This window comes from Bacillus sp. FSL M8-0049, assembly GCF_038593355.1.
Classification (GTDB): domain Bacteria; phylum Bacillota; class Bacilli; order Bacillales; family Bacillaceae; genus Bacillus; species Bacillus safensis.
Genome location: NZ_CP151986.1, coordinates 763,992 through 779,585, shown reverse-complemented (window position 1 = coordinate 779,585; position 15,594 = coordinate 763,992). Strand labels below are relative to the sequence as shown.

The window sequence follows — 15,594 nt, the reverse complement described above, 5'->3', positions numbered from 1 at the left end:
CTTTAGGATGCCCGGATTTCTTCACACCTTGCCTGGTACGATTTTACGCTTATGTAAAAGCGCATTGAGCTCGCCGCCAAGGATGATCATGATGCCGGTTAAATAAAACCAGATCATTAAAATAATGATTCCCCCAATACTTCCGTACATCGCACTGTAATTAGCAAACTCGCCTACGTAAAATGAGAACAGCATGCTCACCAAAATCCATCCAATCGAGGCAAAAATAGCGCCTGGCAGAACAAATTTCAATTTCAATCTAATGTTTGGGGCGAAATAGTACAAGGCTGTAAACACAATCAATAAAATCAGCGGGCTAATGATCCACCTCATGGCCGTCCAAATGGTGAGAAAGGCATCTGACTGCCCGACTAATTCAGCGAGAAATAAGCCAAGTTCTTTTCCAAAGACAGGCAGCATTAAGGCAAAAATAATCGTAAGAACCATCGCTATCGTTAAGATGATGGATGTTAAACGTACGAGAATGAAGGAACGATTTTCCTCAACTTCGTAAGCATGGTTAAATGCTCTGACGACGGCATTAATCCCGTTAGATGCAGACCAAAGGGCGGCAATAATCCCGAATGACAGCAATCCGCCGTTACGGCTGTTCAGTGTCTCTTCGGCAATGGATTCAATCATCGAAAGCGCTCCTTCTGGCGCATAACCAGAGATGACGCTTAGGACATCCTTCGACGTCAGCGGCAAATATCCAACGAGCGTCAGCACGAAGATGAGAAACGGAAATAATGAAAGCAAAAAGAAGTAAGCAAGCTCAGCAGATTTTGCCGGTCCTTCATGCAGCAAAAAGCGTTCAATTAACGCTTTAATAAAACCCATACGCCTCATCTCCAATGATCAATCTTTCTATTTTGATCGAAAGTGATCCTTTGTTTCTTCAATAATCTCTAATACTTTTGGGGTTGTTTCCTTTAACTGATTGACTTGTTCATTTAAAAATGACAAATCATCTGAGACTGTTCGCATCAGCTGCTTCGTTTCTTCCATTTTTTCTTTCATGCAAGCAGAAATTCTGGCTGGCTCCTGACGGTATTCCGCCAGCTTTTCCTGACAGTCATCCCATTTGTCTTTAAGCGCGATTCTCGTTGGCCGATGAAATAATGTCAGCAGTGCGCCGCAAGCTGCTCCTATCACAGCTCCACGAAGCATGATTTGATTTTTTTCTTCCATCTCGTCTGATCTCCTTTCAGTTAAAGGTGTTTCTCTTTTTTTACATACGTCAAAAAACGATCAATTCCTTTTTCAATTAAATCATGTACTTCCTCAAAGTTTCCAGTGTAATAAGGGTCTGGCACATCATCTCGATCGTCGTCTTCAACAAAGTCTAGAAGACGGCCAATAAAGTGATGTTTCCCATAGCCGGCTATACTGCGAAGTGCCCCTACATTTTCAGCATCCATCGCAATGATATAGTCGTATGCTGTGATGTCCTCATCTATGATTTGTCTTGCGGACATCCCTTCATAGCTGATCCCTTTTTCATCAAGCAGCTTTCGTGTTCCTTCATGCGGAGGGCTGCCTTGATGCCAGCCGCCAATGCCTGCTGAATCAATGACAAAGTGCTCGCTTAGCCCCTCATCTTCTACTCGTTTTCTAAACATGGCCTCTCCCATCGGTGATCTGCAAATATTGCCAAGACATACGAATAATACATGAATCATCCTTCATTCTCCTCCTATCTTTTCCCTAAGAACTGCTTTCGGAAACCTTTTCTCTATCATATCAAGCCCTTTTTCTTTTGAAAACTTTGCAAGAAAAACTCCCATCGGCATTGACACATTATACAAAAAAAGGTGACACTTTAGGAGAAATAAACAAATAAAGGGGGATACATATGGGATGGGTAGAACAGATTGTCAGCAGTATCAATGATGTATTATGGGGACCGCCGCTTTTGTTTTTGATCGTGGGGACAGGGATTTACCTTACCTTTCGCGTGCTCTTCATTCAAATTAGGCTGCTCCCCTATTCGCTTAAGCTGGCATTTTCAAAGCAAGATAAGACATCAGAAGGTGATATTTCTCACTTCCAAGCATTAATGACAGCCCTTGCTGCAACGGTTGGAACGGGAAATATTGTAGGGGTCGCCTCTGCTGTCATTGCCGGCGGACCAGGCGCTGTGTTTTGGATGTGGTTTGCAGCGTTCTTTGGAATGGCGACAAAATATGCTGAAGCTGTTCTCGCAGTGAAATACCGTGTCAAAAATGAAAAAGGGGAAATGTCCGGCGGGCCGATGTACTATTTGGAGCATGGCTTGAAGCAAAAATGGCTAGGGGTGCTGTTTGCTATTTTTGGCGCTACGGCTGCCTTTGGGATTGGGAATCTCGTGCAGTCAAATTCGATTTCTGGTGTCATGAATTCAACCTTTCAAATTCCAACATGGATCACCGGCATTATTATTACGGCCTTTACTGCCCTCGTGATTTTAGGCGGGATTAAAAGCATTGGCCGTGTGACGGCTATTTTTGTACCGGTCATGGCTTTATTCTACGTCATTTGCGGACTGATCATTCTTGTCATGAATGCGGATCTTGTCCCAAGTGCCGTCGGGCTCATTTTTACGGATGCATTTACAGGTCAAGCCGTTGCAGGCGGTGCAATCGGTACCGTAATCCGCTGGGGTGTGGCGAGAGGAGTATTTTCCAATGAAGCGGGTCTTGGTTCTGCACCAATCGCTGCAGCTGCTGCCAAAACAGATATGCCTGCTCGTCAAGCGCTTGTGTCAATGACGCAAGTCTTTATTGATACGATGATTGTTTGTTCCATTACAGGGATCACAATTGTCATGGCCGATATGTACGTCACAGAAAAAAGTGATGCACTCACCTCGTTATCCTTTGCTCATTTCCTTGGTCCAATCGGCTCAATCATTGTTGCAATCGGCTTACTTTTATTCGCCTATTCCACCATTATTGGCTGGTCCTATTATGGCGAAAAATGCTTTACATATTTGGCGAAAGATTCATATGTGATGTATTATCGTGTTGTGTTTGTTATTGCTGTCTTTTTCGGTGCCGTGTTTAAGAATGATTTCGTCTGGGGCGTGGCGGATATGCTAAACGGACTGATGGCTGTTCCTAACTTAATCGGCCTCATCGGTTTATCTGGGGTTGTCGTGTTTGAATCTAAACGAATCATTGATAAGATTAAGCAGGAGAAAAAGGAGAAAAACATCTCGGTGTCGTCTTAATAGCCCTTTTATTCTTTTGCATTTCTGTTAAAATAGACATATTATTCAACACATATGCAGGAAAGGACGTGCCGCCCTTGTCAGAGCAAAAAGCGGCTGAAGTCAATCAGCTGATTGAAGACATTTCGCAAAAGTTAAATATGCTGAACATTGGAGTCATCAAAGCCGAGGACTTCAGTCCAGACAAGTACGAAGATATTGAATTTCTACACCAAATGGTGATGAAAAAATCTTCATTCAGCCCAAGTGAAATGCAAGCCATCGCAAGCGAGCTAAAAAACTTAAGAAAATAATCGTGCAAAGGAAACTGGATTGCGGTTTACGCCGCTTTCTTCCATCCATGCGCAGAAAAAGCCAGCACCCCGCAAGGTGCTGACTTTGTTTATCCTGTCAAAACTGCTTATTTCGCGAGCAGTTTTAATGATTCACGGTTAAATGCTGGAATGTCATCAGGTGTACGGCTTGTCACAAGCTGATCCTGACAAACGACAACTTCTTCATCTTTGAATTTTGCGCCTGCGTTTTCCATATCTACTTGAATGGATGTATAGCCAGTCGCGCCTCTGCCTTCCAGCGTCTTCGCTGTAATGAGCAATTGCGGTCCGTGACAAATCGCAAATACTGGTTTTTTCTCGTCCATAAATGCTCTTGTGAATTGGACATAGCGATCATCTGCACGCAGAATGTCTGGGGAGAACCCGCCAGGAATCAGAAGTGCATCGAAGTCTTCAGGCTTCACGTTATCAATGGACGCATCCACTCTCACTTCTGCTTCTCCTTGCTTCCCTTTCACTGTTTTTCCTTTTTCATTTTCAATCACTGTGACCTCATGGCCTGCATCTTTAAAGGCTTTTGCAGGCTCGGTGAATTCAACATCCTCAAAGTAATCTGTTAATACAACTGCAATTTTCTTACCCATGTAGAAACCCTCCTGCTTGATTATCGTTACATTACACACTATACCCGGGTACATTGAAATCAAACATCCTATCCCGATCAGAAAACACCTTATGATGAAAATAAGCATTTAGACTTATTTATATTCCCTCAACAAGGTAATTCGTATGATTTATGTTATCTTTACAATAATCTGCAAAAAATAACTACAAAAGTTAACGAAACATTTCTACAATAGGTATTGTGGTCAAAAAAATTTGAAAGGCGGAGATCAGGTGAAGAAGCAAGCACATAGGTCTAAACGAAGGAAAAACCTGTCTATTCTGCTCACTTCCATTATGATGATTAGTCTCATTCTCCCAGCAGTACCTACTCATGCAGCAATAGAAAACGGCGATGCCGTAAAAGTCAGCATCTTAGCCACAACGGATGTACATGCCAACATGATGAATTACGATTATTACAGCGACAAAGAAACAAATGAATTTGGTTTGGCAAAAACAGCCGAGCTGATAGAAAAGCACCGTTCACAAAATCCTAATACACTCCTTGTTGATAACGGAGACCTGATTCAAGGAACCCCTCTTGGAGAATACGTTTACAAAAATGAGAAAGACCGCATCATTAATCAAACAAAGGTTCACCCCATTATTCATACACTCAACAAACTAAAGTACGATGCAGGAACACTTGGCAATCATGAATTTAACTACGGATTATCATTTCTTGATGGTACCATTGCCGGCGCTAACTTCCCGATTGTCAATGCGAACGTCAAAAAGTTAAATGGAGAACACCGTTTTACGCCTTATGTGATCCAAGATAAAACCTTTAAAGATGCAAACGGAGCTTCACAAACTGTAAAAGTCGGTTACATAGGATTCGTTCCACCGCAAATTATGACGTGGGATAAGAAACATTTAGATGGACAAGTTCAAGTGCAGGATATCGTCGAATCTGCCAATGAAACCATTCCTGAAATGAAGGAAAAAGGGGCAGATATCATCGTCGCTCTTGCCCATACAGGAATTGAAAAAACCGCTTCGCCTAAAGGGTCAGAAAATATGATCTTTGATCTTGCCACGAAAACAAAAGGCATCGATGCGATCGTGTCCGGCCACCAGCACGGCACATTCCCAAGCGCTGAATATAGCGGCGTCGACAAATTCGATGTCTCAAAAGGAACCATCAACGGTATTCCAGTCGTCATGTCAAAAAACTGGGGAAGCTACCTCGGAGTCATTGATTTAACATTAGAGCCTGACGGCAGCAAATGGAAGGTCACAGATGGAACAGGAAAGATTGAATCTGTTGCAGGAGTCACCTCTCAAAACAGCACTGTGAAAGATGCCATTCAAACAACGCATCAAAACACACTTGATTATGTGAGAAAACCTGTCGGTAAAACAGAAGCAGACATTAACAGCTTTTTTGCTCAAGTGATGGATGACCCTTCTATTCAAATTGTGACAGATGCACAAAAATGGTATGCACAAGAAAAAATGAAGGATACCGCGTACAAAAACTTACCGATTTTATCTGCAGGCGCCCCGTTTAAAGCCGGCGGTCGAAACGGTGTGAATTATTATACGAATATCACAAAAGGTGATTTAGCGATTAAAAATATCGGCGATCTCTACCTTTACGATAACACCGTGCAGATTGTCAAACTGAGAGGCAGTGAAGTCAAAGACTGGCTCGAGATGTCTGCCGGACAGTTTAATCAAATCAAACCAAACGATTCAAATGAACAGCCTATTTTAAACGAAGAATACCGCTCGTATAACTTTGATGTGATCGATGGTGTCACCTATCAAGTCGATGTGACGCAGCCTGCTAAGTACAGCACAACAGGCACCCTTGTCAATGCAAATGCAAACCGCATCAAAAACCTGTCCTACAACGGGAAACCAGTCTCTGACAATCAAGAATTTTTAGTCGTGACGAACAACTATCGAGCTTCTGGCGGCGGAGGCTTCCCGCATCTGACGCAAGATAAAGTGGTGCTTGCCTCAGCTGATGAGAACCGCCAAGTACTGATGGATTATATTATCGAACAAAAAACCATCAACCCAAGTGCGGATCAAAACTGGTCCATTGCACCAATCAAAGGCGCAACAGTCACATTCGAATCTTCTCTTTTAGCTAAGCCGTTTGCTGAAAAATCAAGCAGCGTAGACTTTGTTCGTAACGCCAGCACAGATGGTCTTGGCGTGTACAAGCTAGCCTTTAAAGAGGATGGCACAACAGAACCGCCTGCATCAGACAACTGGAATTTAACGGTGATGCATACAAACGATACACATGCCCACCTTGATGATGCAGCAAGACGTGCAACCAAGATTAAAGAAGTTCGAGCCGAAAGCAAAAACAACATTTTATTAGATGCTGGAGACGTCTTCTCTGGTGACCTATATTTCACAAAATGGCAAGGACTTGCCGACCTAAAACTAATGAACTTAATGAAATATGATGCCATGACTTTTGGTAATCATGAATTTGACAAAGGTCCTACTGTTCTTCGTCAATTCCTGACGGGTGATGCTTCAGATGTAGATGCGAAAAACCGTCATCAATTTGAAAAGCCTGCATTCCCGATTGTGTCATCAAACGTTGATGTCTCTAAGGAAAAACAATTGAGCGGCTTAGTGAAAAAGCCAGCGACATTTAAAGCTGGTGAGAAAAAAGAAGCTGGGATTTACCCATACATCCTGCTTGATGTAAACGGTGAAAAGGTGGCTGTATTCGGCTTAACCACTGAAGACACGGCCATTACATCCAGCAGCGGTCCGAACATTCAATTCAAGGATGCATACAAGAAAGCAAAAGAAACAGTCAACACGATTCAAACAGAAGAAAAAATCAACAAAATCATTGCTTTAACACACATTGGCTATAACCGTGACCTTGAGCTTGCTCAAAAAGTAGATGGTATTGATTTAATCATTGGCGGTCACACGCACACCCTTGTTGAAAAATTAAAGGTCGTCAATAAGAAAGAACCAACGATTGTCGCACAGGTAAAAGACTACGGACAATTTTTAGGAAAAGTAGACGTGGCCTTTAATCAAAAAGGAGTCGTACAGCCAAAGGAATCTTCTTTTGATCTCATCACCATCGATGACTCTGTCAAAGAAGATGCTGATGCAAAAGCGATCCTCGATCAGTACAAGGCAGATATTCAAGATTTAAAAACGGAAAAAGTCGGGTCTGCTGATGTCCTCTTAGATGGACAACGCGAGCATGTCCGTGCAAAGGAAACGAACCTTGGGAACTTTATTGCTGACGGCATGCTGAAGAAAGCGCAAGAATCTGCTGGTGCTGATCTTGCCATCACAAACGGCGGCGGAATTCGAGGCAGCATTGAAAAAGGAGATATCACTTTAGGTGATATTTTAACGGTCATGCCATTCGGAAACACACTCTATGTCGCAGATCTAAAAGGCAGCCAAATTAAGAAAGCACTCGAACAAGGGCTTTCAGGCATTGAGGAAGGCGGCGGCGCATTCCCTCATGTAGCCGGCATTGAATATACGTTTACACTGAGTAAACCAGCTGGCAGCAGACTCATTGATGTCAAACTGAAAGACGAAAACGGCAAACTATCAGACATTGATGATAAGAAAACATACCGCGTGGCTACAAACGCATTTGTCGGCACAGGCGGAGATGGCTACAGTGTCTTTACAGAAGCCTCTCACGGCGAAGACTTAGGCTATGTTGACTATGAAATCTTCAAAGAGCAAATTGAACAGGCAGACGGCGGGCATATTTCTCCTGTCATCGATCACAGGGTGAAAGAAGTTTTCCTTCCGCGTGCGAAAGGAAAAGGCACCTATGACATTCAAGATGATGAGAAATTCCAAACGTATGTGCAGCATACAAACAAAGCATTGCTCTATTTAGACAAAGCGAGCGAAGCGAAAAACGTTCAATTGTCTCTATCAAAAGCGCAGGTAGCCGAGCTGAAGAAAAGAGAGCAAGATCCAAACGTCACCATCTATCATGACAAAGTGGGACTCGCATTACCGCTCTCTAACTTGTCCGAGAAAAGCGCAGATATATGGATGACAAAGACGGATAAGGTGAAAAATGCATTAACGGATACGTATGATTTCCAAATCAAACAAGATCAGAAAAAGGTTTCTACCTTTAAAGATCCTGTCACACTATCCTTTACATTAGATGAGCCTCAAAAGGCGAAGAAACCTGGTGTATATTATGTAGACCGCAAGAAAAACCGTTATGCAAAAACAAGTAACGGATCGTTCGAAAATGGTGTCGTATCAGGTCAAACTGAACACTTCAGCGAATATACCGTACTCAACCAAAGCGGGGCAGCTGGAACAACGCCAGATCAAACTGGCGGAGACGGCGGTACATCAGCGCCAGGCGGAGGTACAGGTACAGATCCAAACCAAGATGGAACCGGACTCCCAGGCGGCACACTCCCGAATACAGCAACAATGATGTATACAGCTGTATTGATTGGCGTACTCATGCTTGCCTCAGGCGGTATCCTATATTACTACCAGCGCAAGCGTACAAGAAAAAATGTATCATCCTAAAAGAAAAGGACAGAGCCTATGCTCTGTCTTTTCTCATCTCAATCTTGAGATAAATAAATCCAATTGCGTTTATCAAATTGTTTCACCTCATCTGATCCTATATGACGCAGCATTCTATTGAAGAATGTGATGTCATCTTCATCATCGACGGCATATAAATCCTCTTGAACATAATCTCTCGTAATAAAATTCGTTACATTCGTATTATTTACAAATTCAGCAAAATACGATTGAACAAGAGTTAAATCTTCTTCACTTAATTTTTCATCATTGATAATGGAAATATGAAAAACATTCAAATACGCTTGTATATCTTCTTCATCCATATAACATAATGGATCTAGTTTTCGATCTTCTTCCGTAAACGGTTTTCGCGTATCTTCAATGATGACGTAACATAATATTCGATGATCTTTCATCACGCTAAAAATTTCTAAATCCCGTAATTTTAGTGGTCGATTCAGTCTAATCATTTTTCCTCCTGTAAATCAAGATTTTGTCGTTGTGTATATCCCCGCTTCTCCAAAACCTGAAAAGGACAGTGCCTAGGCTCTGTCCGTTTTTTCTCTTCTAGCAAAATCGACGAATCTGAAGCGGTCTAATCGGTGACGGCTTTCTGTGTATTGAAATAGACTCGTATCCTCTAAGAACACATAATTCTTTACCACAACGACATGGTCAAATCCCTTCAAATCAAGGTACTTGGCGTCCTCTTCTGTACATGGCTCTACCACAAATTCTTTTTGAGCATAGCTGATCGATACACCGAGTTCTCCCTCAATATACTCGTAGATTGATCCTTCGCATATGTCTTTAGACAATACTTCGACATGCTTTTGCAAAAAGTAGTCCTTGTCTAAAATCACCTCTTCCCCGCTAATATTGCGAGATCGAATGACTTTCCAGACGTCTGTCTGTTCATCAATTTTCAGCTGAGACTGAATATACTGATCCGGTTTGATTAAACCAAATTCATGAACTGTTGTGACCGTCTTTCGGCCAAGCGTTTGGGAAAGCTCTTTAAAGCTGACAAGACCTGATACAGGAAACTGCATTTTCTCCCGATTCAGCAATACAGAGCCTTTCCCGCGGATTTTTTGAATATAGCCATTTTGCACAAGAATATTTAATGCCTTTCTCACCGTCTCCCGGGACGTGTCGTACATGATAGAAAGTTCATGCTCTGATGGGAGGATGCCTTTATCCTGCCATTCACCTTGCTCAATTCGTCTTGCGAGCTGATCATAAATCACTCGAAACTTATTCTCTTTCATTTTCCCTCCGCCCCATTTTCTAGCGTTTGGTTAAATGATAAACGATTGACTCATATGGGCGCAACGTAAATCCCTTGATATGTGCCGGCACATCCTCATAATTGGATAACAGGACTTGCCCCTCCATCTCATCTACAGCCTGCACAAGCTCATCAGGAAGCGTAAAGTCCGCCTCCCCTGCATAAAAGTGGTTGATCACGAGGAGCTTCTCATTCTTGCTTTCTCTAACATAAACAAAAATCTTTGGATCTTCTGCTAAAAGTAAGGAGAAGCTGCCATATGTGATCACATCAAGTTCTTTACGCAGTCTGCAAAGGGCTTGGTAATGATAGAAAATGGACGTCCGGTCTTTTAACGCAGCTTCGACCGAAATGTCGTTATCGGCTGGCTCAATCCAAGGCGTTCCTGTTGAGAAGCCTGCATTCTTCTCTGAGGTCCACTGCATTGGAGTTCTCGCATTATCTCTTGACTTGACCTGTAAAATGGCGAGTGCTTCTTCCTTTGATTTTCCCTTTTCAAGCATGACTTCGTACATATTGAGTGATTCGATATCACGGTAAGACGAAATGTCCTCAAAGCGAGGATTCTTCATGCCAATTTCCTCACCTTGATAAATATAAGGAGTCCCCTGCATCAGATGAATCGTGGTCGCCAGCATCTTCGCTGATTGCTGATGATACGTGTCATCATCACCATATCTTGAGACGATACGCGGCTGATCATGATTGCACCAGAACAGCGCATTCCAGCCGCCGCCCTCATGCATTTTCGTCTGCCATTCAGACAGAATCGACTTTAATTCTTGAAAATCAAATGGTGCGATCGCCCACTTTTCGCCGTTTGGATAATCCACCTTTAAATGATGGAAGTTAAACGTCATATCCAGCTCCTGCCGATCAGGTCTTGTATACCGAATGCAGTCTGCGATATTCGTTGAAGACATTTCTCCAACTGTCATGCTATCGTATTTCGAAAAAACCTCCTGGTTCATTTCATGCAGAAATTCATGAATTCTCGGCCCGTCCGTATAGTACATGCGGCCGTCGCCTTGCACAGATTGTCCGGCATCATCTAAGTAGCGCTGATCCTTTGAGATGTTGTTGATGACATCCAGCCTGAACCCATCAATTCCTTTTTCAAACCAAAAGTGCATGATGTCATATACTTTCCTGCGCACCTCATCCTTCTCCCAATTGAGATCCGCCTGAGTGACATCATATAAATGGAGATAATAATCTCCTGTTATTTCGTCTAGTTCCCAGGCTGGGCCGCCAAATTTCGACTGCCAATCATTTGGAGGAGATCCGTCCGCTTTTGGCTCCTTCCAAATATAATAATCTCGGTAAGGGTTATCCTTTGACTCACGCGAGGCTTGAAACCACTCATGGAAAATGGATGTATGGTTAACGGCTAGATCCATGATGACCCGTATTCCTCTCTCATGCGCTTCCTTCAGCATGCGTTCAAAATCTGTCATTGTGCCGTACATGTCATGGATTTTTGTATAATCACTAATATCATAGCCGTTGTCATGCTGCGGGGACTCATACATTGGCGTGAGCCAAATACAATCCGCCCCAAGCTCTTTGATGTAATCAAGCTTTTTCGTCACGCCATTGATATCCCCTGTACCAGAGCCCGTTGTATCTAAAAAGCTCTTCGGATAAATTTGATAGACCACCGCTTTTTTCCACCACGGTTCATTTGATTGCTGATTCAATTTCCTTCACCACCACTAGTTAAGTTCTTCTGAAAAATCCTTCTTCTTTTTTAGTTTTGCATATAAAAGAGTACCGATGAATGGGAGGATGAGTACAATCACCATTCCAATTGCAAATGCCCCCCAATATTTCGGGATAATGGAGAAAATTCCTGGAATGCCTCCAACACCAACTGAGCTTGCCAGCACCCCTTGAGAGGCGATAAACATACCGGCTAATCCTGAGCTGATCAATGCAAAAATAAATGGGAATCGATAACGCAGGTTGACCCCAAACATCGCCGGTTCGGTAATTCCTAAATAAGCAGAAATACTTGATGTCAGCGAAAGTCCTTTTTGCTTTTCATCTTTTAAGACAAACATCATTGCCAGTGCAGCTGATCCTTGTGCGATATTGGACAGTGCAAGCATTGGCCATAGGAACGTGCCGTGCAGCTTTGAGTTAATCAATTGAATATCCACAGCGAGGAACGTATGGTGCATTCCTGTAATGACTAATGCTGCATACAGTCCGCCATATAATAGACCGCCAAGTGCTGCGAATTGCTGGAATACAGCTACAAGTCCAGATGTTAAAACATTACCGATTGCAAAGGTAACAGGTCCAATGACGATAAATGATAAAAATCCAATGACTAATAACGTAATCGGTGCAACAACTAAAAGCTGAATACTTTCAGGTGTCCGTTTTGTAATAAATAATTCGAGCTTTGCAAGTAAATAAGAGGCAACGAGTATCGGAAGAACCTGTCCTTGATAGCCTATCTTCTGCACTTCAAGTCCAAACAAGTTCCAAACAGGAATGTCACCGGTCTTCTCAGCCGCTCCATAGCCCCATGCGTTTAACAAGTCTGGATGTACAAGCATTAGTCCAAGGACCATTCCTAAAAGCGGATTCCCCCCAAACCGCTTCACAGCTGACCAGCCAATTAATGCTGGCAGGAAGGTGAAGGCAGTGCCTGCAATTAAGTTGATCATATTCGCTAAATCAGCCCATGCCGGATACACATCTACTATCGATTTTTGATCAAAGAAAATATCAGGGGCTGTTAAAATATTGTTAATCCCCATTAATAAACCGGCTGTGACGATGGCAGGAAGAATCGGTATAAAGATATCCGCAAGCGTTTTCACAGCACGCTGCAATGGATTCAATTTCTGATCAGAGGCACGCTTCACGTCCTCTTTTGTGGCTTCCCCAATCCCCGTCTGTTTCACCATTTCGGCATATACTCGATTGACGACCCCTTGACCGATCACCACTTGGTATTGACCGTTCGCTGAGAAAGATCCCTTCACTTCATCAATTTGTTCAAGTGCTTTCTCATCCACCCTGCCTTCATCTTTCAGCACAAAGCGCAGTCTTGTTACACAATGTGTCGCTTGATCAATATTTTCTTTGCCGCCGATGGCTTTCACAATCTGATCTGCTGCTGCCTGATAATCAGCCATACTATCCCCTCCGAGATCGTTTTTTTATATAAGAAAAAAGAACCAAAAAACTTGTATATACATGTTTGATTCTTATTTTATATTTGTATATACATGTAGTCAACAACAAAATGTAGCGCTTACATAAAAAAAGCCCCCTCAATGTGCTCAGGGAGAGGCAGCGTGTCATCATCTTTTTTTATGCTCCGTTAATTTCTCGTAGACCTTATTTTTATAAAAGGAGGAAGCTGGACGGGCAAAAGTTTGGCGCTTAGATGTAAGTTCATCCAGACGTTTTTGTTTTTCTTCACATATGAGAGACAGCTTTTTTCTCTCCTCTCCGTCTATACTGGAGTGAAGCAGCTCTTTGACAGTCATGAGTTCTTTTTTCAGCGCTGTTTCTTCCCCAGCAAATCCGGCATTTTTCATGATGCGGTAGCCCATTCTAAGTTCTTCTGGTACATGAGCAGCATCATCTTTTGGCAGAGGCTTCCCAAAGCCAGATAATCCTTCAAAAGCCCCGTTATCCATCGCTTTTTTGATCCGTTCTTCTGATAATCTCTGCGCAAAATCCATAGCGTTTCTCCTTTCGCCGCAAGTATTTGATTAAGCATAGCAAAAAAGCTGGCTCTCTCACAAGAGCCAGCTTCAGCATCTAGACAACCCCTCGCATTCGGTGTCTATCCTGCGCTCAGGTGCTCGTCCCTTCTTCGCTGAAAAGAGAAAAAGGGCTAAAATATTTTAGCCCTTTCTCGTTATTTATTGTCGACTTTGAAGGTTGAGACCATTTGTGCTAAGTCATCCGACATATCAGAAAGCTGTTCAATCGCACTTGAAATTTGCTGCATACCAGCACTTTGCTGTTCTGTTGCTGCCGCTACTTCTTGAGAGCTGGCTGCATGTTCTTCCGATACAACAGAAATTTGCTCAATCGATGTAGAAATCGTTTGATATGCTTTCTCAACTTGCTTAATAGAAGCAAGCAAATTGTTCGTTCTTCTTGAAAACTGGGACACACCGTCGTAAATCAAAGCGAAGTTTTGTGACGTGCCTTCCATTTGCTCACGTCCTTCTTCCACTGCTTTACTGCTTTCCTCTACGCTTTCAAGAACGCGCTGACTGTTTTCCTGTGTACCGATGACAAGGTCTGAAACGGTTTTAGCCGCATCCGCTGATTGCTCAGCTAACTTGCGCACCTCATCTGCCACAACAGCAAAGCCTTTTCCTTCTTCTCCAACACGTGCCGCTTCAATGGAAGCATTCAGTGCAAGCAGATTCGTTTGTGCTGAAATGTCTGTAATAATCGAGATGACACTTTCAATCTCCGTTGAATGAGATTGTAATTCTTCTGCTGCCTGCTTTGAGTTGGTCATCTTGTCATGTAGCATATTCAGATGATCAAGCACATGGTTCACTAATTTTTGACCAGATTCTGACTGCTCTTGTACGTTAGATGAAACAGATTTCATTTCATCAACTTCTTTTGTGACACCTTCGATTTGCGTATCGATCTCAGCAACGGATGTCGTACAATCCGTAATATTTGCGACAGAATCATTGATTCCTTCACTCATATTCGTCATGGCTTCTGATACTTGCTGCGCACTTTGACTCGATTCGTTCGTCACCGTACGAAGCTGTGAAGACATTTTCGACACTTCACTAGATGAGTGTGAGATTTTCGAAATGAGCTCTTTGATCCGCCCCTGCATCTTTTGGAAGGATGCGGCAAGCTGGCCGATCTCGTCTTTACTTTCAACCTCTACCACACCAGTTAAATCACCGTCAGCAATTCGGTTCGCTGATTCCATCAATGAACGTGCTGGTTTCGCAATTCTTCTTCCCATAAAGTATGAGAAGAGTAATCCACCGATGAGCACAATGGCAGATGCCACTGTGATATAGATCGTCAGCTTCTGCGTTGTTTGAGGCACGACAGACGCATCTAAATCAATGCCTAAAATCCCTGTCAGCTCACCGCCTGAATCCTTGATTGGCAAAAAGACTGATTTATGTGTACCAAATGAATCTTTGTAAATATCACTTTTGACCATTTTATCTTCAGAAAGAGCTTGTTTCATCTCATCTGAAAATGCATAATCCTGGTCAAAATCATTGTCTTCTCCAGTTAATACGATAATTCTTTCTTTACCGCCTTTATTAGATAACACGTATAAGTTCTCAAGCGTATGATCTTTTTGAAGCTCTGTGAATTTCGTTTTAATCTCGGCATAAATGGGGTCATCCTTCCCGCTAATGCTGAGCACGTTTCCATCGATGTTATCGATTTCTTTTTTGGCAGTATCAATATCTGTTGTTAATCGATAATCAAATTGCTTTAATAACTGGGATGATAAATCCTGGCTGACTAGATAAAAGGTTAGAACGAATAATGCAACGGTTGCGAGTAATGTTACGGTAACGACTGACATGATTTTAGAGGATATCGTGTATCCTCCAAATTTCCTTTGTTTCGCCATTTTTTCCTACATC

At 42.6% G+C, this 15,594-nt stretch carries 13 protein-coding genes; 3 read left to right on the top strand and 10 right to left on the bottom strand.

Going from position 1 to position 15,594, the window contains the following annotated elements; translation table 11 throughout:
* Positions 1-21: 21 nt before the first annotated feature.
* The 3 genes from NSU13_RS03845 to NSU13_RS03835 are packed head-to-tail and all read right to left on the bottom strand — an operon-like array spanning position 22 to position 1,682.
* On the bottom strand, positions 22-840 hold the full coding sequence (locus tag NSU13_RS03845) for a YhjD/YihY/BrkB family envelope integrity protein (protein WP_024425272.1): 819 nt from the start codon (positions 838-840) through the stop codon (positions 22-24).
* Between the two features lie 27 nt (positions 841-867).
* Positions 868-1,191: a YtxH domain-containing protein gene (locus NSU13_RS03840; protein WP_041106306.1), complete on the bottom strand. Its 324-nt coding sequence runs from the start codon at positions 1,189-1,191 to the stop codon at positions 868-870.
* 20 nt (positions 1,192-1,211) lie between these two features.
* Positions 1,212-1,682, bottom strand: coding sequence for a low molecular weight protein-tyrosine-phosphatase (locus NSU13_RS03835; RefSeq protein WP_327827777.1), 471 nt, complete (start codon positions 1,680-1,682; stop codon positions 1,212-1,214).
* A 173-nt stretch (positions 1,683-1,855) separates the two neighbouring features.
* Here NSU13_RS03835 and NSU13_RS03830 point away from each other — a divergent pair, with 173 nt between their 5' ends.
* Both NSU13_RS03830 and NSU13_RS03825 read left to right on the top strand, forming a co-directional pair.
* A complete protein-coding gene (locus tag NSU13_RS03830) occupies positions 1,856-3,211 on the top strand; it encodes a sodium:alanine symporter family protein (protein ID WP_034283694.1) in 1,356 nt (451 codons plus the stop codon).
* A 77-nt stretch (positions 3,212-3,288) separates the two neighbouring features.
* Positions 3,289-3,504 (top strand): DUF1128 domain-containing protein, encoded by a 216-nt coding sequence (locus tag NSU13_RS03825; protein WP_003214000.1) that lies wholly within the window; start codon positions 3,289-3,291, stop codon positions 3,502-3,504.
* A gap of 107 nt (positions 3,505-3,611) precedes the next feature.
* Here NSU13_RS03825 and NSU13_RS03820 read toward each other — a convergent pair whose 3' ends face one another.
* Positions 3,612-4,130: a type 1 glutamine amidotransferase domain-containing protein gene (locus NSU13_RS03820; RefSeq protein WP_034283692.1), complete on the bottom strand. Its 519-nt coding sequence runs from the start codon at positions 4,128-4,130 to the stop codon at positions 3,612-3,614.
* 253 nt (positions 4,131-4,383) lie between these two features.
* On the opposite strand from NSU13_RS03820, the gene NSU13_RS03815 reads away from it, so the two are divergent.
* On the top strand, positions 4,384-8,676 hold the full coding sequence (locus tag NSU13_RS03815) for a multifunctional 2',3'-cyclic-nucleotide 2'-phosphodiesterase/3'-nucleotidase/5'-nucleotidase (protein WP_342489871.1): 4,293 nt from the start codon (positions 4,384-4,386) through the stop codon (positions 8,674-8,676).
* A 38-nt stretch (positions 8,677-8,714) separates the two neighbouring features.
* Here the strand turns inward: NSU13_RS03815 and NSU13_RS03810 are convergent, their stop codons facing one another.
* From NSU13_RS03810 to NSU13_RS03785, 6 genes are all read right to left on the bottom strand, one after another.
* Positions 8,715-9,149 carry a terpene synthase gene (locus NSU13_RS03810; protein WP_081124094.1) on the bottom strand — a complete coding sequence of 145 codons (435 nt, stop codon included), beginning with the start codon at positions 9,147-9,149 and terminating at the stop codon, positions 8,715-8,717.
* A gap of 72 nt (positions 9,150-9,221) precedes the next feature.
* Positions 9,222-9,950 carry a trehalose operon repressor gene (gene treR / locus NSU13_RS03805; RefSeq protein WP_024425854.1) on the bottom strand — a complete coding sequence of 243 codons (729 nt, stop codon included), beginning with the start codon at positions 9,948-9,950 and terminating at the stop codon, positions 9,222-9,224.
* 19 nt (positions 9,951-9,969) lie between these two features.
* Positions 9,970-11,670, bottom strand: coding sequence for an alpha,alpha-phosphotrehalase (treC, locus tag NSU13_RS03800; RefSeq protein ID WP_342489870.1), 1,701 nt, complete (start codon positions 11,668-11,670; stop codon positions 9,970-9,972).
* A 15-nt stretch (positions 11,671-11,685) separates the two neighbouring features.
* Positions 11,686-13,122, bottom strand: a complete 1,437-nt coding sequence (treP, locus tag NSU13_RS03795; RefSeq protein ID WP_342489869.1) for a PTS system trehalose-specific EIIBC component — start codon at positions 13,120-13,122, stop codon at positions 11,686-11,688.
* A gap of 168 nt (positions 13,123-13,290) precedes the next feature.
* Positions 13,291-13,677 carry a DUF1992 domain-containing protein gene (locus NSU13_RS03790; RefSeq protein ID WP_034283684.1) on the bottom strand — a complete coding sequence of 129 codons (387 nt, stop codon included), beginning with the start codon at positions 13,675-13,677 and terminating at the stop codon, positions 13,291-13,293.
* 179 nt (positions 13,678-13,856) lie between these two features.
* Entirely contained in the window at positions 13,857-15,581 is a 1,725-nt protein-coding gene (locus tag NSU13_RS03785) for a methyl-accepting chemotaxis protein (RefSeq protein ID WP_041116177.1), read from the bottom strand.
* Positions 15,582-15,594: the final 13 nt, after the last annotated feature.